General features: G+C 46.6%; 15 protein-coding genes. 11 read left to right on the forward strand and 4 right to left on the reverse strand.

The features are described from left to right. The first annotated feature begins 794 nt into the window (after positions 1 to 794). The 6 genes from QT996_RS24940 to QT996_RS24965 all read left to right on the forward strand — a co-directional run bounded on the left by QT996_RS24940 (position 795) and on the right by QT996_RS24965 (position 9,574). On the forward strand, positions 795 to 2,804 hold the full coding sequence (locus QT996_RS24940) for a GspE/PulE family protein (RefSeq protein WP_333049853.1): 2,010 nt from the start codon (positions 795 to 797) through the stop codon (positions 2,802 to 2,804). 75 nt (positions 2,805 to 2,879) lie between these two features. After that, positions 2,880 to 3,977, forward strand: a complete 1,098-nt coding sequence (locus QT996_RS24945) for a type IV pilus twitching motility protein PilT (protein WP_333049855.1) — start codon at positions 2,880 to 2,882, stop codon at positions 3,975 to 3,977. 94 nt (positions 3,978 to 4,071) lie between these two features. After that, complete coding sequence (locus QT996_RS24950) at positions 4,072 to 5,199, forward strand: type II secretion system F family protein (protein ID WP_333049856.1); 1,128 nt, start codon at positions 4,072 to 4,074, stop codon at positions 5,197 to 5,199. 245 nt (positions 5,200 to 5,444) lie between these two features. Further along, positions 5,445 to 6,059, forward strand: coding sequence for a hypothetical protein (locus QT996_RS24955; RefSeq protein WP_333049857.1), 615 nt, complete (start codon positions 5,445 to 5,447; stop codon positions 6,057 to 6,059). A 609-nt stretch (positions 6,060 to 6,668) separates the two neighbouring features. Further along, entirely contained in the window at positions 6,669 to 8,327 is a 1,659-nt protein-coding gene (locus tag QT996_RS24960) for an ABC transporter substrate-binding protein (RefSeq protein WP_333049858.1), read from the forward strand. 236 nt (positions 8,328 to 8,563) lie between these two features. Then, the gene (locus QT996_RS24965) at positions 8,564 to 9,574 is read left to right on the forward strand and encodes an ABC transporter permease (RefSeq protein WP_333049859.1); all 1,011 of its coding nucleotides are present in this window, start codon (positions 8,564 to 8,566) and stop codon (positions 9,572 to 9,574) included. 11 nt (positions 9,575 to 9,585) lie between these two features. On the opposite strand, the gene QT996_RS24970 is transcribed toward QT996_RS24965, so the two are convergent. Beyond that, a complete protein-coding gene (locus QT996_RS24970; protein ID WP_333049860.1) occupies positions 9,586 to 9,996 on the reverse strand; it encodes a hypothetical protein in 411 nt (136 codons plus the stop codon). Between the two features lie 513 nt (positions 9,997 to 10,509). Between QT996_RS24970 and QT996_RS24975 the strand changes: the two genes are divergently transcribed. The 4 genes from QT996_RS24975 to QT996_RS24990 all read left to right on the forward strand — a co-directional run bounded on the left by QT996_RS24975 (position 10,510) and on the right by QT996_RS24990 (position 17,287). Next, entirely contained in the window at positions 10,510 to 12,378 is a 1,869-nt protein-coding gene (locus QT996_RS24975) for an efflux RND transporter periplasmic adaptor subunit (RefSeq protein ID WP_333049861.1), read from the forward strand. 304 nt (positions 12,379 to 12,682) lie between these two features. Continuing rightward, the gene (locus QT996_RS24980) at positions 12,683 to 13,900 is read left to right on the forward strand and encodes an ABC transporter permease (RefSeq protein ID WP_333049862.1); all 1,218 of its coding nucleotides are present in this window, start codon (positions 12,683 to 12,685) and stop codon (positions 13,898 to 13,900) included. 110 nt (positions 13,901 to 14,010) lie between these two features. After that, the gene (locus QT996_RS24985) at positions 14,011 to 15,231 is read left to right on the forward strand and encodes an ABC transporter permease (RefSeq protein ID WP_333049863.1); all 1,221 of its coding nucleotides are present in this window, start codon (positions 14,011 to 14,013) and stop codon (positions 15,229 to 15,231) included. 325 nt (positions 15,232 to 15,556) lie between these two features. Next, complete coding sequence (locus QT996_RS24990) at positions 15,557 to 17,287, forward strand: phosphatase PAP2 family protein (protein ID WP_333049864.1); 1,731 nt, start codon at positions 15,557 to 15,559, stop codon at positions 17,285 to 17,287. A 143-nt stretch (positions 17,288 to 17,430) separates the two neighbouring features. Here QT996_RS24990 and QT996_RS24995 read toward each other — a convergent pair whose 3' ends face one another. Beyond that, positions 17,431 to 20,457: a glycerol-3-phosphate acyltransferase gene (locus tag QT996_RS24995; RefSeq protein ID WP_333049865.1), complete on the reverse strand. Its 3,027-nt coding sequence runs from the start codon at positions 20,455 to 20,457 to the stop codon at positions 17,431 to 17,433. A 211-nt stretch (positions 20,458 to 20,668) separates the two neighbouring features. On the opposite strand from QT996_RS24995, the gene psb35 reads away from it, so the two are divergent. Further along, positions 20,669 to 20,881: a photosystem II assembly protein Psb35 gene (psb35, locus tag QT996_RS25000; protein ID WP_333049870.1), complete on the forward strand. Its 213-nt coding sequence runs from the start codon at positions 20,669 to 20,671 to the stop codon at positions 20,879 to 20,881. A 405-nt stretch (positions 20,882 to 21,286) separates the two neighbouring features. Here the strand turns inward: psb35 and QT996_RS25005 are convergent, their stop codons facing one another. Further along, the gene (locus QT996_RS25005) at positions 21,287 to 22,942 is read right to left on the reverse strand and encodes a SpoIIE family protein phosphatase (protein WP_333049866.1); all 1,656 of its coding nucleotides are present in this window, start codon (positions 22,940 to 22,942) and stop codon (positions 21,287 to 21,289) included. 4 nt (positions 22,943 to 22,946) lie between these two features. Beyond that, positions 22,947 to 23,381, reverse strand: coding sequence for an MHYT domain-containing protein (locus QT996_RS25010; protein ID WP_333049868.1), 435 nt, complete (start codon positions 23,379 to 23,381; stop codon positions 22,947 to 22,949). Positions 23,382 to 23,734 lie beyond the last annotated feature (353 nt).

A 23,734-nucleotide genomic window follows, 5' to 3' on the forward strand; every position in this document is an offset into this window, starting at 1 on the left:
TATTGACTGGATACTCCTTCATATCTTGCCCTTAAAGTCAAGTACAATTTATACCAAATTAGATGAGCTTACCCTGCCCAATGATAGACATTAGCTGGTCTGGCAGAGGTAATTATCTGTAGATTAGACTGATATCTAATTGGCTGCTTTCCAACATTTATGAACCGTTAAGCTTACGTCACAAAGGTTCAGACACCAAACTAGAATCAAAGTAATATTTACTGCTCCAAAACTAGAGTTGCTCAAAACTTGCCCTGGGAACTGATGCAGGCGACGATCGGGAAGTGACCGATCGCAGATAATTAATCAAAATATATTTCAAAATGGCGATCCAAGCTTTCGGAAAAGCTATCATCACAGAACATAGGTCATCTTTAATTTAGTACAGCTAAGCGCGCCACCACGGGCGGTGTAATTTGAGCAAACAGTTTGGGAAAATAGAATTAGCCTGGGAAGGGCACACACCCCACCCCGCTTTTCTCTCCCGGTACGGGGAATCCCCAAGTGATGTGTCCTGACGCTATAACGAGAGTATCCCCCAAGTTAATCAGGTAAGTAAGCAACTTAGCACTCAACGAACAAGATTTGATTGCAAGCACCGGCAAATCCCTCCAACATCTCGTCAATTTGTGGACGAAGCTTAGAGGGGACTTCGAGCTTACACTTGAGAGATAGGGATTGAGCAAGAAAATGATAGCTGATCCATAAGCAAAGAATACGAGGGTTAAAACCCCGCCTTGGTTTTCCTCTCAGCACTCTTTGTGACTGAGTTTCCCACCTATTGAGTGTTTTTTATGACTAGCACATCCCCGCTTCGCTCCAACACATCCATAGTTTCTGTGAGCCAATTTACTCCGGCTCTCACCAAGATGATTCTGTCGGGTTACGTCAACGGCGAGCAAGTGAAGCAAGCTCAAATTGAAAGCCAGAAGTCCGGCAAGCGTTTGACGGAGGTATTAGAAGCACTTACCGGGCAGCCATTACCCCCAGAATTGCTGCGACTTTACAAGAAGCAGCAGATGTTTGAACGGAAGATAGTCTACGGCGTTGAAGCATTTGACCCGGAGATGAGCGAAATGTCTAACGAGCAACTCGGAGTTATGCTCGAGGCGTTGAAGATTTCGATCGACATTTGTCACCAAGGTCGGTTTTTACCCGTAGCAAAGACTGAAACTGAGCCTGCGGCGGTTTTAGTGGCAATGGTAGATCCCGACAACCTCAACGCGATAGAAGATTTGCGGCGGATTTTACAGCCTCACGGCTTGGCTTTGCAGCGACGGGTGATTACGCCAGACGACTATCAGGACATAACTTCTGCCTATCAAGACGACCAAGTTAAGAGAGAAGCTAAAAAAGCTGAGATCGAAAAGCAGAGAAAGATGGATTTAGGGGAGGGAGATTTTGGCGAGCTCTCACTAGAAGAGGAGAGTAGCGACCAAGAAGACCTCGCTAACACTTTGGACGATGCAGAGGCGGCCCCCGTAATTAAGGCAGTCAATATCATTTTGGCTAAAGCTTTGTCGGAAAAGGTGTCTGACATCCACGTAGAACCTCAAGAAGAGTTCATGCGGATTCGGATGCGGAAAGACGGGGTGCTGCAAGAGTATTTCCGGTTTCCCAAGCAGGTAGTTGCATCGATTACCGCTCGTTTCAAGATTATTGCCAACCTGGATATTGCGGAACGCCGACAAGCTCAAGACGGCCGCATCCGCCGGGTATTTGAGGGACGCACGGTGGATTTCCGGGTGAACAGCTTGCCTTCCCGGTACGGCGAAAAAATCGTGCTGCGGATTTTGGACAGTTCCAGCACTCAGTTGGGTTTGGGTTTGTTAATCTCCGACGAAGAAACTCTGGCTTTAGTGCGAGAGAGTGCTAGCCGTCCGTTCGGACTGATTTTGGTGACGGGGCCGACGGGTTCGGGCAAGTCAACTACTCTGTACTCGATTCTGGCGGAACGGAACGATCCGGGGGTTAATATCAGTACGGCGGAAGACCCGATCGAATATGCTTTGCCAGGAATTACCCAATGTCAAGTAATTCGGGAAAAAGACTTGACTTTTTCCAACATTCTGCGGGCATTTTTGCGGCAAGACCCTGACGTGATGCTGGTGGGGGAAACGCGGGACAAGGAAACGGCAAAAACGGCTCTGGAAGCTGCTTTGACGGGACACTTGGTGCTGACGACGCTGCACACGAACGACGCAGCCGGGGCAGTCGCGCGTTTGGCAGAAATGGGCGTAGAACCGTTCATGGTTTCGGCTGCTCTGTTGGGCGTGTTGGCTCAACGTCTGATGCGGCGCGTTTGCGACAAATGCTGCATTCCTTACCAGCCTACTGCCGCAGAACTCGGCAAGTACGGTCTGTCGGCTTCTCAAGAAATTGATCTGACTATTTACAAAGCCAACACTATACCGGTGGAGGAAAGGAAGGAACTGGCAGAACGCGAGCAACTTTGTCGGAAGTGCGGCGGCCTAGGCTACAAAGGACGGGTAGGGGTTTACGAGTTCCTCAAAAATACTGAGCGGCTTCAAACTCTGATCACTCAAGGAGCTCCCACAGAGCAAATTAAGGAAGCAGCAGTAGAAGAAGGGATGAAAACGTTGTTGGCTTACAGCTTGCAATTGGTGCGGGAAGGCGCGACTACTTTTGAAGAAGTCGAGCGGGTGACGTTTACTGACTCTGGCCTGGAGGCTGAAATGAAAGCCAAACGCAAGCAGGGGCTTACCTGCAAAACTTGTCAGGCGGAATTGAAGCCGGAGATGCTGGATTGTCCGTACTGCTTGACACCACGCTTTTTGGATTGATTCAGCAGTTAACTGTTGACTGTTAACTGAGCTAGATTGGTCAATAACTATCAATTTGATCGAGGAGAGGTATCTATGGGTCTAATGATTGAAGACGTACTGGAGTCCCTGGTAGAGCAAGGGGGTTCGGACATACACATCCAAGCGGGCGCGCCTATATTCTTCCGAGTCAGCGGTAAACTAACTCCTCAGACGCAATACGGCGACATTCTGTCTGCTGAGGAAGTGCAGATCCTAATTTTCCAAATGCTCAACAATATGCAGCGCAAGCAGTTGGAAATGGAGTGGGAACTCGACTGCGCTTACGGCGTTCGGGGATTGGCTCGGTTCCGCGTCAATGTTTACCGGGAGCGGGGTGCTTGGGCTGCTTGTATGCGGGCTCTGGCTTCTAAGATTCCTAATGCTGATGCTTTAGGCGTGCCGCAGATTTTGCGGGATCTGACGGAAAGACCCAGGGGTATGCTGTTGGTGACGGGACAAACGGGTTCCGGGAAAACTACTACGATGGCGGCTTTGTTGGATCTGGTCAACCGGACGCGCGCGGAACATATTCTAACAGTTGAAGATCCGATCGAATACGTGTTTCCTAATATCAAGAGTTTGTTCCACCAGCGCCAAAAGGGCGAAGATACTAAGAGCTTTGCTAATGCGCTCAGAGCAGCTTTGCGCGAAGATCCTGATGTGATTCTGGTGGGGGAAATGCGGGACTTGGAAACGATCGGTCTGGCAATTTCGGCTGCAGAAACGGGTCACATGGTGATGGGAACGTTGCACACTAATTCTGCGGGTGCAACGATCGATCGGATTTTGGACGTGTTCCCGCCAATTCAACAACCCCAGGTTCGCGCCCAGGTGTCTAACTCTTTGGTGGGAATTTGCAGCCAAAATTTGGTAGTGAAAATTGGGGGCGGCCGCTGCTGCGCTATGGAAATCATGGTGAATACTCCAGCTATGGCTAACTTGATCCGGGAGGGCAAAACTCCAATGATTTACTCCCAAATCCAGATGGGGGCGAAATTGGGCATGAGGACGATGGAAATGGCTCTCGCTGAACTTTACAAGAGCGGTAAAGTCACTTGGGAAGCGGCAATGAGCAAGGCTTCTAAGGCTGACGAACTCGAACGCTTGATCGGTCCGGCACCTGTTGGTGGCGCCCCGGTAAAAGCTCATTAATTCAGTCAGCAGTCATTAGTCAGGAGTCCGTAGAAAGAACTGAGGACTGATGACTGATGAGTCATAACTTTTAATAAATTTTCAGAGGTGAGCTGTGGCTACCAACGTTATCCGTGAAAAACCGAAAGGTGGCTTTGATTTCAGTAAGATTCAGGAGCAAATTGAGTATAACCTTACCAGTCTTACTGTTAAGGATATGGCTATTTTTGCTCGTCAGTTTGCGGCTATGTTTAATGCAGGGGTGGCGATCGTGAGATGCCTTTCCGTGCTGCACGAGCAGTGTTCTAATGCTAAGCTGAAGCGAGCGCTCAGAAGCATGAATGCTGACGTGCAGGAGGGGATAAACTTGGCAGAGGCGATGGCTAAGTTTCCTGATGTTTTTGACCAACTGTTTATCAGTATGGTGGCGGCGGGAGAAGTCGGGGGGGTGCTAGATGAAACCCTCGACCGTCTGGCCGTGATGATGGAAAAAAATCACAAGACGGAGGCTGAAATTAATTCGGCAATGTCTTATCCGAAGACTGTGTTCTTTATTGCGATCGTGATATTTTTCGCAATGACTATATTCTTGCTACCAACTTTCGCTAAAATCTTTAAGGATATTGGTGCAGATTTACCAACTTTTACGCTGATCATGTTGGGAATTAGTGCATTTTGTACGGCTTGGCCTCCGATCCAACAGTTGACGGTTATTGGGGTGATTATAGCGCTAAAATTTGCCTTCGATATGTACTATAAAACTCCAATGGGTCACCTACAAATTGATAGGATTGCCATGAAGTTGCCGATTTTCGGAGATTTGATCGAAAAATCTGCTGTGGCTCGGTTTTGCGTCATATTTGGGTCGCTGACGCGATCGGGGGTGCCGATTCTCAATTCTTTGGAAATTGTGCGAGATGTGGCTGGGAATCAGGCGATATCTAATGCGATCGAATATGCCCGGCAGGAAATTCAAAGCGGCGGCATGATCAGTATTGCTTTGCAAGAACAGCAAGTTTTCCCGTCTTTGGCTATTCAAATGATGGCAATTGGCGAGGAAACTGGGGAACTTGACAAGATGCTGATGAAAGTTGGCGCTTTCTACGAAACGGAAGTGGAAGAAGCAGTAAAAGGACTTACCAGTATGCTAGAACCTCTGATGATTGTTGTCGTCGGTGGTATCGTAGGTTCGATTTTGCTGTCGATGTATCTGCCGATGTTCGCAGTGTTCCAGAAGCTGTAAAAAAGAAAAGGCTAATTAGTTATTAGTTATTAGTTAGTACCAATTAACGCATAACCAATGACTATTTCAATCGTTCCCAGGCTCTGCCTGGGAAGACCTTTGGAGGAGGTACAGCCTCGATTAAAAGGAGAAAATAATTGGGAGGCTCAGCCTCCAAATCTTCATTATCCGGGGCTTCCTGGTAACGAGAAGCGAACGATTAGCAATTAGCAGCAATTAATAATTACTTATTCTTTGGTTTGAAAATGTCTGTTAAACAATCACATTACGAGGCCTTACTAGCAGAGTACAGCGAATCTTCTGCCGCGATCGCACTGCTGAAAAAATATCGGGTTTACATGGAAATGATTCCGAGTATCCGCCGCGCCCATGATAGTTTAATTACCATTCCTTTGCCAATTGCGCGCTTACGGGACGGGGTTTCGTATGCGGGAAGAGGCGGCACTAGCATATCGCCCGGACAGGCAGTTTGTTTGCCCTGCGATTTGGCGATTTTGATGTGCGATCCTGAATGGAAAGTTAAAATTGGAGTGGAAATTTTGATTTTCATTCATCGTCCGGGCGAAGAATTTTCGGAGTTGCTCGGCCGCTGGCGACAGTCTCAGGTTTGGCTGGATAAAGGTTACGAATGGGTGATGCCGTACCGCTACAGACATATTTACAGCGATGAAGCTGAGGCTGTTCATCCGCTATTTGTTTTGTTTGACGAAACGCCGGAACTGATTCAACGGGGTTTGATGGCGGCTGGTTTGCCGTTTGTGGTGGAAAGTTTCGAGTCTGGGATTGAGGAAGTAGAGGAGGAAGAGTTTCTGGGTAGTGGGGAACTGGGAAGTATTGGTGAAGAGAGTTTTGATTTGTAGGGTGGGTGCGATCGCCTATAGCCATCCTATTACTGGAAGTAAACTAGATTTTTTTCAACGAACCGCAGAGGGCGCAGAGGGCGCAGAGAAAGAGAAGAGAGAAAAATATTGATGTTTGCCAATGCCGAATCTGGTTGTTATATGCAGAGGTTCAAAGATATTTTGGGTGGGAAAAGGAATGTTTACGCTCCACACGTAGATCGTATTTCAAACAGTCGAATTAATAGATCGCTTTGCTTGTGGCTCGCTCCAAAACCCATACCATCCCCCGACGGGGTGGAGAGATAAAATTTTAGACGAAAGTTCAACTCTCACATTCATCTGTGGAGTAAATTTAAAATCTACGATATACAATGGAATGGCCCCTATAGCTTGGCAGCAAACTTTGGCTTTCATGCTGGTTGCGTAGCCTAATGTAAAGTTGTAAGTTGAGATTTTGCCATTGATTATGATATCATCAGCCCATTTTATGGGGTGTTTTCATTTTATTGTATTTTAATATAGAATTTACTAAATGAACCGCAGAGAACGCAGAGGCGGGAGAGGGGGAGAATGAGCCAATTATAAATTTATATGAGTACAATTTTTTATTAAACAGGAGTTATGGAAATGAGATTGTTAAAATCCTGGCGTTTAGTTTTATTAGTTCTAGTTTTTGGGATGGGTGTAATTTTATCAAATTGCGGCACGCCCTCAAACACGGTTACCAATAATTCTCCAACTCCGACAACTCCTGCTGCGGCTCCACCGGGAGCTTTAGTTTACGGTGCGGGCGGGCCGCCGGTCAATCTGGAACCGGGCAATATTACTGATGGCAATTCGGTGATTGCGATCGACCAAATTTACAATCGCTTGACTGATTTTAAACCGGGAACTGTGGAACTTGAACCGAGTCTGGCTACTGAATGGTCAAGTTCTAAAGATGGTAAAACTTGGACTTTTAAGTTGCGTTCCGGGGTAAAGTTTCACGACGGTACTGATTTTGACGCGGAAGCTGTTAAGTTTAATGTAGAGCGCTGGTGGGATGCGAAAAATCCTAACGGTTTTCGAGAAGCGGGCAAGAATTATCCGATTTGGAAAGATTTTTTTGGTGGGTTTAAGGGAGAAAAAGACTCTTTAGTAAAAGATGTGGCAGTTGTTGATAAGTCTACGATTAAGTTTGTTTTAAATCAACCTTTTGCTGCTTTTCCCTCGGCGATTGGGTCGGGTTATTTCGGGATGGCGAGTCCGGCGGCAGTGAAAAAAGCGGGTGCTAAATACGGCACTCCGGGCTCGCTGGCGGTGGGTACGGGGCCTTTTGTGTTTCAGGAATGGCGATCGGGTGATCGCATTGTTTTGGAGAAAAATCCGAGTTATTGGAAAACTGGCACGCCAAAAGTCAACCAATTGGTAATTCGTTTTGTTGACGATCCGGCGGCGAGGCTGGCTCAATTGAGAGCGGGTCAACTTGATTTGACGGTGGATTTAACGCCGGAGCAACTGAAAGAAGTTCAGGGAGATCCTAATTTAGAAGCTGTTGTGCGACCTTCTTTTAATGTCGGTTATTTAGGGTTAAATCCGAGTTACGAACCTTTATCAAAACCGGAAGTCAGGCGGGCGATCGCTCAAACAATTAACAAGCCAGCAATAGTCAAAGCTTTCTGGGGAGAACTGGGAAAATACGACTCGCAATTTATCCCGCCTGCGCTAAATTGGGCGGCGTCTGAGCAAGTTAAAGATTATGAATTTAACCCGCAGCAAGCTAAAGCAATGCTTGCGAAAGCCGGTTATCCGAACGGTTTTGATTTGGATTTGTGGTATATGCCCGTCAGCCGTCCCTATTTTCCTACACCGAAGCCGATTGCTGAGGCTTTTGCGGCGGATTTGAGCGCGATCGGGATTCGGGTAAAATTACTGACAAAGGATTGGTCTGCTTATTTAGCCGATCGGCTCAAACCTCCCGGATTTCAAGCTTTTATGATGGGCTGGACTGGAGATTATGGCGACCCGGACAATTTTTATTATCCTCACTTCGGGCCTGGTTCGACGGCGGATTTGGGAAATTGGAAAAATCCGAAAGTTCAGGAACTTTTGGATCGGGGGAGGGCGAGTGGGGATAAAGCAGCTAGGGCGAAAATTTATGCGGAAGTTAGCGAGATTTTACACGAGGAAGCTGTGCGTTTGCCGATCGTACATTCGCAGCCGCTTTTAGGGAAACGCAAGAATATTCAAGGTTGGATTCCGAGCCCTTTGGGGTCGGAGTCTTTTGAGGAAGTTAGTAAGTCTTGAAAATCGAGGAGAATGTTCGCCCCTAAGCACTTTACATTATACTTATTCTTATTGCGATCTGATTTTGCTTAAGGCTTTGCGATTGCTTTTATTCGGTTCGCGAAAGCTAACACTCTCGCCATGAGAAATAGTTTGATCGGGTTTTAATCACAATGGTAGGGTTCGTCAGCACATTAAAACTTATGAAAATTTAACAAGTCTTCAAGCTGACGCACTCTACAAACTAAAATAAAGCCATGTTTCAATATATTGCCAAACGTTTGCTGGGACTATTGCCAGTCCTTTTCGGAATCACTCTGCTTGTATTTATATTTTTGCATTTGATACCCGGAGACCCAGCTACAGTGCTGTTGGGAGAACGGGGAACTCCCGAACAGGTGGAAGTGTTGAGAGCGAGATTAGGTTTAAATCAGCCTTTACCTGTGCAATATTTGGCTTTTTTATGGAATTTGCTGCGCTTGGATTTGGGAAATAGTATTATTAGCGGTATTCCGATAATTGATGAAATTAGAAGTCGCTGGCCTGCTACTTTGGAATTGTCTGTGGTGGCGATGTTGGTGGCACTTTTTATCGGAATTCCGGCGGGGATTTTGGCTGCTGTTCGGAAAAATAGCTGGCTGGACAATCTAGCGATGAGCGGTTCGTTAATTGGCGTATCTTTGCCCGTGTATTGGTTGGGATTGATGTTGATTTATTTGTTTGCTGTTTATCTGAAATGGCTGCCTCCCAGCGGACGGATTAGTGTAGATTTGGGGTTTGGTTTTAAGTCGATTACGGGTGTTTATATTTTGGATGCGTTGCTGAGGTGGGATTTGGCGGCTTTGCGGGATGCGATCGCCCATTTAAGCCTTCCAGCTTTGACTTTAGGAACTATTCCCCTGGCGATTATAGCTCGCATCACTCGTTCTGCGATGCTGGAAGTGCTTTCTCAAGATTACATTCGCACTGCGAGGGCTAAGGGATTGCCGGAATATTGGGTGATTTTGAAACACGCTTTAAAAAATGCGTTTTTGCCGATCGTCACAACTATCGGTTTGCAGTTTGGCACTCTTTTAAGCGGCGCTATTTTGACTGAAACGATTTTCTCCTGGCCGGGAATTGGTTCTTGGATTTACACCGGTATTCTGACGCGGGATTACCCAATTGTCCAAGGCGGAGTAATTTTTGTGTCTGTCAGTTTTGTACTGATTAATCTCGCGGTTGATATTTCCTATGCTTTTTTAGATCCGAGAATTCAGTACCGTTAATTAAAAGGAAATCAGACACGAAATGCTTGTTTAACATCCGGTCGCAGCAGGTAGTAAATGCTAGCCCCTGCAAAACCCAGAGTTAAAAAATTGACTGCTGTACCCCCGCTGCCAAACATTTTGACAATTTGCGCGAGGATGGCGATGATATGGACAATTAACGTTCCCGTCCAAGCCCAATTTCTTAGTTGAAACAAACCCCAAGTTAAGAGTAAGGAGAGGAGGCCTAAAATAAAACTGAGCGCCGCAAAAATTGCAATGAAGCTGCCGATTACAGTGCCAACTTTCGCCCCGCCGACAGCCGCCCCGAGACCGCCAAAAATGCCAGCAAAAAGTAAGATGAACAAGCCGTCAAGCAAACTGAAGATGCCGCTAATTAGCTGCAAGATTGCCAGAACTGTAACACTTTGAGGACGATTCATTGTTGATATTTTCCATTTTTAACGAATTTGAAAAATATTTTAACCTGTTGTGGACACCGGGCGGATATGTATTCAGGACTTACGCACCGCTGCCCGTGAAACCGGGTTTATGAGAATAAGTGTGTCCATACTTTAGTCGTTGCGAGATTCGCACTGGCAGATCCCGCTGCGATCGCTATCACGAGTCCGCAATAACCTAGTGACGGTCGATCGTCAAATCCACCTTTGTTGCTGGTGAGAAGCGCACTCCTAGATCCCAAAAACAATATTATCTGCTAAAATATATTTTTATTTGCCAGCAGCCGGCAGCGATTCAGTTTGGGCCCACCTCTTTGGGATGAAAAAACTTAACATTATTTAATAATTTGCAAAGATTAGCTATAATTGTTTACAGGTGCTGGTTGGGGAACTTTTTAAAATTCACCCGATCGGATGAGTCTGAAAGACGATGCCAAGCATCAGAAAAAATTCTACCTTTAAAGGTAATCCTGAGATTAAATTAGGTGAGTCGGTATGATCGTTAGCCCCAAAAAGGAAACTGCTCAGGTCAAGGTGGAAGATACTCAGACTGTAGACACCAAGGCCGCAGAGACCAAAATTGCAGATAAAAAAACCGCCCAAAAGCAGTCTCCGAAGAAACCCGCGCGCAAACCGCAGCGGTGGGCGATTGGGTTGGTTGCAGCCGGGTTGCTAGCTGTACCGACCACTATATATGTAGCAAAAAGTCGATCGCAGCCGAAAGTAGATGCGATCGCCACTATGACTGTCCCCGTAGAAGCGCAAAACCTCACGGTGCGGATCACGTCCAGCGGCACGGTGCAGCCGGTACAGCGCGTGAATCTCAGCCCCAAGGGTTCCGGCAGAATCGCAGAATTATTTGTCGAACAGGGCGATAAAGTGGAAGCAGGACAGATTGTTGCCCGCATGGAAAGCCGCGATGTAGAAGCTCAACTAGCCCAAGCTAAAGCCCGCGAAGCCAGCGTGCGAGCAAAACTCGCCAAAATCGAAGCCGGGAATCGATCGGAAGATATTGCCAGCGCCCGAGCGCGCTTAGAGCAAGCCGAGGCCAGTCTGTCGCAAGTCCAAGCCGGCAGTCGCGTAGAAGAAGTTGCAGGAGCAAGAGCTCGCTTGCAGCAAACTCAAGCTGGCTTGCAGCAACTGCGAGCCGGCAGCCGCGTGGAAGAAGTCAGCCAAGGGCGAGCTCGTTTAGCCCAAGCTCAAGCTCGTTTAGCAGACGCTCAAACCGGCAGTGTCAAACAAGAAATTGCCCAAGCACAAACGCAAATTGAATCGAGTAAAGCTCAAGCTGAACTAACAGCTCAACGGGTGGAACGCAACCGACCGTTAGTGGAAGAAGGTGCTCTTGCTAAAGATAAACTCGATGAATTAATTAAAGAAAATCGTACAGCCCAAGCTAAATTAACAGAATCTCAAAGACGCCTGCAACAACTACAAGAAAATCGGCTGTCGCAAATTCAGCAACTGCAAGCTGCTGTGGAAGTAGAGCAGCAAGCATTGAAGCAATTGCAAAACGGCACGCGATCGGAAGAAATTGCCAAAGGTGAGGCAGAAGTTGCCGAAGCTAAAAGCAAATTAGGGCAGCTAGAAAACGGCAACCGTCCAGAAGAAATCGCCAAAGCCGAAGCAGCAGTTGCTGAAGCAAAAAGCCAATTGGCGGCACAAGAAAACGGTTCTCGCCCGGAAGAAATAGCTCAAGCTAAAGCTGAATTAGAGGAAGCTCAAGCTCAAGTACGCTTTCAAGAAGTGCAGTTAGAAGATACGAAAGTTCGCGCTCCTTTTGCTGGAATTATTACCCAAAGATACGCCATCCAAGGAGCTTTTGTAACTCCGGCAACTTCGGCCTCGGAAGCTACTTCGGCAACTTCGACATCGATTGTCGCTTTGGCTAGAGATGTGGAAGTTTTGGCGAAAGTCCCGGAGGCTGATATCAGTCAAATTAAAGCGGGTCAAGAAGTTGAAATAGTCGCCGATGCTTATCCAGATAAAGTGTTTCAAGGTCGCGTTAAGTTAATTGCACCCGAAGCTGTGAAGGAACGGGATGTGACGCTATTTCAAGTGCGAGTGGCCATTGCTACGGGCAAGGATTTCTTGCAATCGGGGATGAACGTAGATTTGAGATTTGTTGGTCAAAAGTTGAGCAATGCTTTAGTTGTGCCGACGGTGGCAATTGTGACTAATAAAGGTCAAACGGGTGTGCTGGTTCCTGATGAAAAACAACAGCCGAAGTTTAAGGCTGTTACGGTTGGCTCGACTATTGGCAACAAGATTCAGATTTTAGAGGGTGCAAAAGTGGGCGATCGCGTTTTTACCGAACTTCCTCAAGGTAAAAAATTAGAGGATATTATCAAGAATCAGAAATAGGGCATAGGGGATTATTTATCTCGCTCTCGGGTGTTTTCAAACCCGGAGATCCCCCCTAACCCCCCTTAATAAGGGGGGGACAAGAGCAGTCAAAGTCCCTCTTAATAAGGGGGGGACAAGAGCAGTCAAGGTTCCTCTTAACAAGGGGGGACAAGACTATTCAAAGTCCCCCTTATTAAGGGGGATTTAGGGGGATCGAGACTCGACTACAAGCGAGATTTATTATGGGTTTAAATATTAAGTTGACACCAATAATCCCAATTCCCTAATCTAAAATCCAAAATCCAAAATCCAAAATCGACTTATGGATATTGTTGAAAGCGTCAAAATGGCCGTCACAACTTTGATGGCAAACAAGCTTCGCAGCACCTTGACGATGTTAGGAATTATTATCGGTAATGCTTCCGTAATTTCTATGATCGGTATCGGCGAAGGAGCTCAAACATTTATTGCGGGACAAGTTAACTCTCTGGGTTCAAATTTGCTATTTGTGATTCCCGGAAGTCCTGAAGCGCAAAGTCGCCCGGTGATTCCACCTCAGACATTGGTGTTGGAAGATGCCGATGCGATCGCATCTCAAGTTGCTTCTGTCAAAGAAGTTGCACCAACTCTCAACGATAGTCAACTCGTTACTTACCGCAATAAAAATGTTTCGTCTTCCATTGTCGGAACTACTCCCGAATTTCTGTCGGTAAGAAGCTTTGATGTTGCTCAAGGTCGATTTTTAAACAAACTGGATTTAGCAAGACAAGAAAATGTGGTTGCTTTAGGCTCAGAAGCAGCAGAACAATTGTTTGGCAATACACAGCCCATCGGTCAATATATTCGGATCAAAAACTCTACTTTTCAAGTAATAGGAGTCATGCAGGGGAAGGGTTCTAGTTTTGGCGACAATCAAGATATGAACGTTTATTTGCCATTGACAACAATGGTAAACCGGATTGTCGGTCGCTCCTCTCCCTACGGTACAAAGGTAACATTTATTTCGGTTTCCATTAAAGACGAGACTTTGATGAGAGCGGCGCAATTTCAGATAGAGAATTTGCTGCGACTGCGCCACAATATTACGAAAGAGGATGATTTTACTGTCCGAAATCAGAAAGATTTAATGAAGACTTTGGGCAGCATAACCGGTGCTTTAACGTTGATGTTGGCTTTCGTGGCGGCAATTTCGCTGTTTGTGGGCGGCATCGGGATTATGAATATCATGCTGGTTTCTGTTACCGAACGCACGAAGGAAATTGGGCTGAGAAAGGCGATCGGAGCTTCTCCGCAGGATATTTTGATTCAGTTTATGATCGAGGCTGTGATTTTGTCAGCGGCAGGTGGCGCGATCGGCACTGGATTTGGTATCGGTGGCGTTTTTTTAGTGTCTGCGTTTACTCCCCTGCAAGCTAGTGTTTCCCCAGTGGCGATCGCACTTGCCGTCGGTGTTTCCGGCAGCATAGGCTTATTTTTCGGCATCGTACCTGCCAAACAAGCTGCTAAATTAGACCCGATTGTAGCATTGAGAAGTGCTTAATTAGTGTGTTGACTGTTGACGGTTGACTGTTGACTGTTCACTGTTCACGGTTGAGTGTTGATTGTTATCAAAATAACTCCTAACCAATAACCAATAACCAATAACAAACTATGAATTTTATTGAAAGCGTCAAAATGGCTGGTCAAACGCTACTAGCCAACAAAACTCGCAGCAGTTTAACGATGATTGGCATGATTGTCGGCAACGCCTCAGTAATTGCCATGATTGGAATTGGAGAAGGAGCTCAAAAATTTGTAGGAGGACAAGTTCAAGCCCTCGGTACAAATGTATTGATAGTTAGACCCGGAGTACCCAATGCTAGGCGAAGTGCTATCTCAAATGCGCCTCAAACACTGATAGTAGAAGATGCTAAGGCGATCGCAACTCAAGTCCCGTCGGTTCAAGGCGTTTCCGCAGAACTCAACAGTTCTGAAATAGTTCGCTACAGCAACAAAAATGTCTCATCTCTAATTTTCGGCACAATTCCAGAATTTCTCACAGTCCGAAACTTTGAAATGGCTAAAGGGCGATTTTTGACGGATCTCGATGTCAGGCAAAACAATCAAGTTGTTGTTCTCGGTTCAGAATTGGCCGAGAAACTTTTGGGCAATGCTAACCCCCTCGGCGAACAAGTGCGAGTCAAAAATGTCAGTATGAAAGTAATTGGAGTATTGGCGCCAAAAGGGACATCTTTTGGTACGAATTACGATAACTCGGCTGTGGTGCCGATCGCCACAATGGCCAATCGCATTGTCGGGCGGAAATCTCCCTACGGTTTAGCTGTCACCTCGATATTTATTTCGATTAAAGATGAATCGAAAATGGACGCGGCTCAATTTCAGGTTGAAAACCTGCTAAGACTGCGGCACAAAGTTACTACCGAAGATGATTTTACGGTGAGAAATCAGAAAGATTTAATGGCAACAATGGGTGCAATTTCGGGGGCTCTGACACTTATGTTAACTGCTGTTGCCAGCATTTCCCTATTAGTAGGCGGCATTGGGATTATGAACATTATGCTGGTTTCAGTCAGCGAACGTACTCAGGAAATTGGACTCAGAAAGGCGATCGGCGCATCCCAACAAGATATCTTGTTTCAATTTATTGTCGAAGCTGTAATTTTATCAGCCGCCGGAGGGATAGTGGGTACTTGCGTAGGTATCGGCGGTATCTTGCTTGTAGGTAATTTCACGCCCTTGCAAGCTGGTATTTCGCCCGTGGCGATCGCCCTTGCGGTCAGTGTATCCGGTGCAGTAGGCCTCTTTTTCGGCGTTGTCCCCGCCCGCCAAGCCGCCAAACTTGACCCGATCGCAGCTTTGAGAAGTGCTTAATCAATATATACTTACTCAGTTACACAATTCGCACCTTTTATGAAGGTAAAAATTATATTCCTCTAAATATTAAAACAAACAGCTTTTTTGTAAAACTTTAACAAAGTTGCAGTATCTGAGGCCGTTTTAATGACTGTATTTTTACGTAGCTTCAGACCGCAAAAGTTCATAAAAAGCCTGTTAAATATTAAAGATTCAATAAAGCTGTGTTGTGGTGTTTACATCCCCACCACAAAGTTTAATATTAAGTCAGGGGTAAACACACGTAAGCATCTACCTACAGTACCAACCTTTCCACCTTAATCAAAATATCCAATCAATAAACATGGCATCCCTGACCCCTAGTTATAACTTTAACTATCTCGAAGGAACCACCCAACCAGACAGATTTAACGCCTTGGATGGCAACGACATAATTTATGCCAACAGCGGAGACGACTATCTCGAAGGCGATGCTGGCAAAGACAAAATCTGCGGCGACACAGGCAACGACACTATCACCGGCGGTGCAGATAATGACATCCTCTGGGGAGGCAAAGGCAGCGACCTAATTGGTGGCGATTCCGGCAACGATATCATCTACGGCGGCGCAGGTAGCGATACCATCAGCGGTGGCGCAGGCGATGATATATTTGCCATTGCTAAAGGCAGCGGGGGCCCAACTGTAGCTACAGCCGACTACATCGCCGACTTCGGCAACGGCAATGACAAAATTCGATTGCTAAACGGCCTCACCTTTGAAGATTTAAATATCCAACAAGGCACCGGAGTCAACAACAACAGCACCGTAATTCAAGACAAACTCACGGGCGAATATTTAGCAGTATTGCAAGGAGTCAACAGCGACACCATCAATCGCAGCAACTTCACAACTTTAATATCGGGAAGCGTCGTTACAGACTGGAACGCCACTTTACTCGACGCCGTGCGGACAGACAACACCCCGCCTCCGCTAGCCTCCCGCAACATGGCAATGGTTCACGCAGCCATTTACGACTCTGTTAACTCTATTAGCAAAAAATACAGCCCTTACCGCGTCAGTATAGATGCACCAGCAGGCACGTCCGAAGAAACAGCAGCAGCAGCAGCAGCCCACCGCGTCTTAGTCAGTCTCTACCCAGCACAAGCCGGCAAATTCGACCAAGCATATACATCGTCTCTAGCCAAAATTCCTGACAGCAAATCCAAAGACGAGGGCATCGCCCTCGGACAGCAAGTTGCCGACCAAATTATCACTTGGCGGAGTACAGACGGCGCGAACAAAACAGTGACGTACACACCCAAAGCTGACCCAGGCAGTTGGGTGCCGACTCCCCCCACTTTTGCCCCAGGGGTAGCTCCCCAGTGGCCGGACGTGAGTCCCTTTGCCCTGACTAGGGGTTCTCAGTTCCGCCCGCCGGCCCCCCCCGCCCTCGATAGTGCCAAGTACGCAGAGGAATTGAACTACGTCAAAGAAATCGGCAAAAGTGACAGTCTTACCCGCACCCCAGATCAAACTGCGCTCTCCCATTTCTGGTCAGATGCCGGGGGCACGTTCACCCCTCCCGGTCACTGGAACCAAATCGCCGAAGAAGCAGCGGCTCTCACTGGCCAATCCTTAGAAGATAGTGCCCACTTGTTCGCCCTTCTAAATATTGCCTTGGCTGATGCAGGTATTGCTTGCTGGGATGCCAAGTATCACTACAACTCCTGGCGACCGGTGACAGCTATCCGCCAAGCTGACAAAGACAACAATCCCAACACGACAGCCGACCCCCAGTGGAATCCGCTGTGGGTTACTCCGTCGTTCTCAGAGTACACATCGGGGCACAGCACCTTTAGCAGTGCAGCAGCTATTGTTATGAGTTCTGTATTTGGTTCGGATTACGGCTTTGGGGACAAGGGAGACAAGTCTGTCAATAGTTTGCGAACTTTTGAAAACTTTAGCCAAGCTGCTGACGAAGCGGGCATGAGTCGCATTTACGGAGGCATCCATTTCATGAGTGGTAACGTAGAGGGGTTGAAGTGTGGTAGAAATGTGGGGAACTATGTTGTCGAGAATTTCTTAAAGGCTTAGGAAAGCTTTTTTGTGGGGCGGGGGCGGGTTTACGAGATTGCTGAGATGTTGCACCATTTTCAATAATCTTTTTATTAACAGGCAAGATGCCTGTTCCACAAGAAATCAACTCTTTGTGGAACAGGCATCTTTCCTATTGCTAATTATTCCAGCAATTCTACAGTGCCGAGATATCCGTCTACTCGGACTTTTTGACCGTCTCGCAAGCGAGTTGTCGCTTCGGGAATATTCATGACTGCGGGAATTTTGTACTCGCGAGCGATAATTGCTCCGTGAGATAGTTGGCCGCCAACTTCGGCAATAATTGCTGTTGCTCCTAATAGCAGCGGCGCCCAACCTGCATCGGTGTATGGGACTACTGCGATCGCATTTTCTCCTAAATCTGTACTCGCGGTGCGGCAAATCTTGACAAAGCCTTCGACACGACCGATACTCGCGGGAATTCCCTGCATAATATTAGTTGCGGATGTGGCAAGTTCGATCGCCCTTTTCTGAGAGTTTGGCAGCAAATTGCCGTAGACGACAGGGGGAATTGGGCGATCGCGATCGCCTGTTAGCCGATCGCGCCTTTCCCTAATTGTATCCTTAAAGGAAACACTCGCCCCGCTACGAATCCACTGCTGAATTTCCTCAAATTCCAGATAAAAAATATCCCCGCTTTCCTGAAACACCTGCATAGCCAATCCGCAAGCTTCAATCTCCAAAAAAGTCCAGCGTAAATGAGCCAACAACCGCGCGTAAATTTCGCTAATTTCGTTTTTGACGAGCGCTCTTTCCTGACATTTATCTAGTCGCCACTTCTGCGAAAAATTCAAGCCTAATTTCCGCTTTTTGACTAAATTAACGTCGGCTTTTTGAGCCATACTTATTAGCAGTTTTTGGTAAACTTCCGGTTGTTCTCGCCAAGTAGGAACAGCAATATCCGTTCCCACCTCGCTCAAATATCCATAAATCTCAAGCCACTTTTCAAACTCTGCTTGTAAAGCCGGAGTTTCCGCAAATGTCTGTGCTAAATGTGCTACTGAAATAGTTTCCTCCGACTGCGAAACAGCAGCTTGCCGCAATTTATGAGCCAACTGCTGCAACGCTCGCACAGAAGCAATTTCAGGAGCGCTATCATTGTCCATCCATTCATCGGGAACCCGAAAAATTGCCTTGCGAATAGCCAGCCCGATCGGCCCTAATATATTGTAGTAAGTAATCGGTTTCAGCCACTCCTGAATTTGCTCTGCTCTCTCCAACAATTCCGACAAATATTGATAATTGGGCATTGGGCATTGGGCATTGGGCATTAATATTTCTTCTTCCTTCTTCCCTCTTCCTTCTTCCTTCTTCCCTCTTCCTCCTTCCTTCTCCAGACTTTGCAGTGCCGGGAGAAAAATAGAAGTACGATCGCCCTTAAATTCTGCATTCAGCGCCCTCTCTCGCTGGCCCAGACGCCACAAACCGGGCAAAGAAGGCAAAATCTTCCCCAAAGGCGGCTTGCCCATTTTTTGCCCTCTCAGCAAAAATTCCAAACCCTGCTCCGGCAATCCCATCATCCGAAAGATTTCGCCCAACAAAGTCGCATTAAAATAGGCGTGAGAGCCCAGTAAAGTTGCCGTTTCATTAAAGTTTAAGCCGATCGCGCGATCGCCCAAAACCACCTTAAAAATCTCTCCCCAAACCCCGCAAGTCAACGGCCGGTTAATCGACCAAGTTAGGGGACGAATTGCCCCGGGAATCACTTCTGCTGCAATAGTGCGCGTCCAAAACGGCTGCAAATTTGTAATCGGGCGGCTTTGCAAAATCCAAACTTTTTCCCCGTCCCAACTCCACTCAATATCCTGCGGTATTCCGTGAAAAAAAGCTTCGATAGCTTGCGCTTGTTTGACTAATTCTGCTATAACTTTTTTATCAAAAATTGAATTTTTTTCAAGTGCGCTTAATGGTTTTTCTAAAATTTCAGGTGTACTAAAATCAATTTCTAAATGAACCGGAGTAACTTGTCCGCCGACAACAGATTCAGCACCTCCCGGCAGAGCTTCAATTATAATTTGGGAACCGCCATCTAAAGGATTACGGCTGAACATGACTCCCGCAATTTTGCTGTCAATGTAAGGCTGAATCAATACAGCCATTTGGGTATCGGTGAGTTGTCGTTGATGGCGGTAATCAACAGCTTCGGCAGTCCAATAAGACTGGCGGCAGCGATTAATTGCATCAAGCAATTCAGCTTCAGTGAAAACAGGACCAATAGTTTGATATTGTCCGGCCGCCGAACTAATGTCGCCATCTTCTCCCGCAGCAGAAGAACGAACAATCATTCGATTTGGGATTTGGGATTTTAGATTTTGGATTACAGAATTACTGATTAACAGTCGATCGGCAATTTCCTCATTCCTTCTTCCTTCTTCTTTCTTCCTTCTTCCTTCTTCCTTCTTCCTTCTTCCTTCTTCCTTCTTCCCTCTTCCTTCTTCCTGCGATGGCAATATAAAACCAGCAGGTACGTTAAAACCTGCGCGTTTCAGTTGAGACAATTTAGCAGCTTTATCGCCGCAGATTGCAACATCTAACGAGTCATCAAGAGAAAACAATTGCTCTGATTTAGATAAACCCATATCATCACCCTGACTGAAATTAATTGCTGCTAACAAAACAGCTAATCCTGCTGCGGCTAAAAATTCGGGCAAAGATTGTCGCCACGCCCAAACCCAAATTGGCGTGCACAGACACCCGCAACGGGAAGCAAAGAGTCTCGCCCGATCGCCCTCACCCCACCACCGCTGTGCCAAACCCCACACCAGAATCCCCCAAATGCCCGATGATACAGCCACCGGCGGCGAAAATACCAAAAGACCCCAAACGGCGTTGGTAACGCCTCCACCACGGGCGATCGCATATCTGCCTGCAACTAGAGGAATTAACAGCACGATCGCGATCACAGGTGCATCCGGGAAGCAAAATCGCCCCGCCAAAACCGGCACAATACCCCTGGCAATTTCCGCCAACACCGCAGCAATTCCCGCTAATTTCCCCCCGTGAATGAAAGCAGCAGACACGCCCACATTCCCCGTACCCAGCGCCCTCAAATCTCGGCTGCTAAACACTCGCACCGCCCATCCCGTTAGTGGTAAAGCACCCAGGCTGAAACTAGCAGCCAACAGCAATGCTATTGTCAGCAACGACATAAAATCAGCTCTCCTATTTTCAAGCTCTAAACATTATGACGGCAATTCTGTCAATTTTTCTGTCTTCCGATATATCAACAAAACAGCATTAGCACTTAAGATAATGTAAAAGTAGAGTAGATAAGGATTTAGCCTAATGATAGATATCAGCTTGACCACTCCCATAGCAGTTGTTGTTGCACCCATCAGGCAAGTAATGATTGACCTGCTGATGCAGCAGCCAGTTCCGGAATCAAGTGTCAGCTTGAGCACTCCAATATTAGTTCTTGTTGCTGGCTTTATTGCTGCCACTACGATCGGCTCGATCGCCTGGTATAACTCCAAGCGTCCCCCCGGTTGGGAAGCCAAAGAACGCCCTGATTTTGTACCCAAAGTTGATAAAGATGATTTGATTTCTGAGGTTTCAGATTCAAAGAAAAAATAGAACAAAGCTGTTTGAGATCAAAAAAAGCTTTGAGAGGAATAGAAATTACCCTTGCATATCTATCCGGTAGGGTGCGCCTCGGCGCGCCTTACGTTGCTATGTATAAAAGCTTGGAGTGAAGAGTTTTAATTGACCAAAAGCACTAATGTCAATAAAGTGATCGCTCATCCCGTGCTCAAACCCTTTATTGACCTTGATGCCAGAGATCATTAGATAGATTTAAGCATAGAAATTTAGACGTTGACTACAGCTTTAGAGTTCTCAGGAGATTCAGGCTTTTTTGGGAGGCGGCATTTGAGATATCTCACCACCTATTCGTAAATTTGACGGTTAATGCGATCGCCCCGACGATTATTTTCCAGTTTAATGTCATAAGTTTGTTTTTTCGACCTATGGGCGATCGCTCTAAACCCATGTGGCTGCTTGAGGCTGTGACTTGTTTTCTACACCCAATTCAGTACGCTTCAAAACCAACAGCGTAATATCATCAAACACTTTTTGAGTGCCGATATGGCGTCGTAAATCGTCAATCACCGCTTGCTTAATTTCCCCAGCCGATAAAGGCCAGTTTTTGCTAATGACTTCACACATCGGCTCAACGCCATACTGTTTTTTGTTAATGTCTTTTGCTTCGGGAATACCATCGGTATATAGCACTATACCATCTCCTAGCTGTAGCTCAATTGAAATTTGACTGATGAACTCAGCAATGTCATCGTGGAGGGCGATGGGCAAGCCTAAATCCACCGTGTCTACTCGCTCAATTTCTCCTCCTCGTCGCACAATGATTGTTTCTTCATGCTGACCGCTAATGCTGACCCGTCCTTGGGAGTAATTTAAAATCGCTAGGGTGAGACTTTTCTCAGATTTCATGCGCTGCACGTTTTTATACAGGGTGCGGTTGAGCGCATCTAGGAACCGCACCGGATCAGTTTCGCGGATTTCCTTTAGGGTACGGACTGCCGTTTGCGCCATCAGCATCAAGATACCGCTTTCGAGTCCATGTCCGGTGACATCGCCGATGCCAAGAGTGACAACACCATCGGTCTTTAAAACATCATAGTAGTCGCCGCCGACTTCATCAGCAGCAGCCATGTATGCAGCAATATCGAGTCCTTCAATTTTCAGTTCCTCAGCATTGGGCAGAATCATCTGCTGCATTTGACGTACGATATCCAATTCCGCACCCATGCGAAGATTGTCTTCCTTGAGTCTCTCGTTGAGGGTATCTAACTTTTGCGCGGAGTCTGCCAGTTGCTCTATGGCTTGTTCGAGTCGATCGGATTGTACGGAGATCGATTGGTCAAAAACATCAAGCAACTGCCTCAAAGTCGCTACCTGGGATCTAAGCTGCGCTATCTCCTGCTCAGTGTTTATTGTGAATATTTGCTTAGAGGCTGTATCAGATTCATCTTTTTTTTGAGCGAAGACAGCTCCTCGATCGAAGGGCAGCAGTGCTGTCTTTACGTTTAGCGCCAGAGTGCTGAACATCTGAACCGTGCTAATAGGAATCTGGACTTTCAAGAACATGATAATTGCAAACATATTGCCCGAAGGCAATAGACCACCAAACCCTAACACAGACTTGATTCCGAAGGGAATCACAAAGGAGTCCTGAGCGGGAATATAGGGACTGCCAATCGCTTCAGGTACATGGAAGACGTTGTATTTTCTCTGCTCGATTTCTACCAAAAGATTCGGGTCAGGGTTGATAACTGTTTTTATATCTAAGCCGAGCTGTCTGATGAGTTGTGAGATCATCGGTATCTGAGCGACTACAGATTCGCTTGCCAGTGGAATAGCTTTGTGTCCAACGGATTTGTGTCTTGAGTTCCATTCCGTTTGTTCTCCTACCGTTGCCAGTAGAGTCATGCACTTCATCGCAGGCAAAGGGGGATAGTGGTCCAACATACTACGGGCATACTCGGCAAGTTCGACTTCTAAGTCTTCATAAGGGTGAGTTTTTAACAAACGGACGAGGGCGCAGGATTTCTCACCAGTTGGCTTAGTACAGAAATTTTCGTAAAGATACCTAACAATTCTGTTACTCGCCTCTTCCATACTTTCAACCCCCAAGCCGAACTGGCGTAGGGCCAACCCGCATTCCGCCATGTCCCTTAAAGTGAATCTCGTCAAGTCGTACATCGGACTTCCTCATCGATTTGGAAATAACGGCAACTAAGACAAACAGTGCCACAATCCAGTAATTATGGTGCATTTCGGCAGGTACTCGCACCGAAGCCATGCCCATATAATGCTTACTTCCAATGCCAGATATCATGAGAATACCGGGGATTAACAATGAGAACCTGTGTGCAAAACCTCGATGCAAGCTGTAGAAGGCGATACCAGATGCAATGACTCCGGCAAGCCAAGAGACAATCACAAGGGGTAAATTGTAGGCGCTCAATACTCGCAGGTAATAAGCCAGCATTCCTATAAAGTGCATTGCCCAGATGCCCGTTCCCATTGTCCAAGAATCACCAATTACCAACAACAACGCATACTTTCACCGTTTTTGGGATTCATTTTCCCGGTTAATTCTCAGGCTTATAGGAGGCAAAAAGGGCAATTATCAGGGAAAAGATGATAATAAAAAAATTGTATTGAACAACGATTAATAGATTAGTCTCATAGAAATTTAGACTTTGACTAGGGCTTGGAAGTTCTCTGGAGATTTAGCCTCTTGCGTGGTGCTGCAATTGAGGTATCGTACCACCACCTCGTAAATTTGACGGTTAATGCGATCGCCCCGACGACCATTTCCAGTTAAATGTCATAAGCTGTTGTGCCTTTAAATAGGGTATAATAAAAAATGAGTTTAGTCAATCTCTACAAAAATGCCAGCTAAAA

Origin of the sequence: Microcoleus sp. S13C4, assembly GCF_036700865.1 — a bacterium.
GTDB lineage: Bacteria > Cyanobacteriota > Cyanobacteriia > Cyanobacteriales > Microcoleaceae > Microcoleus.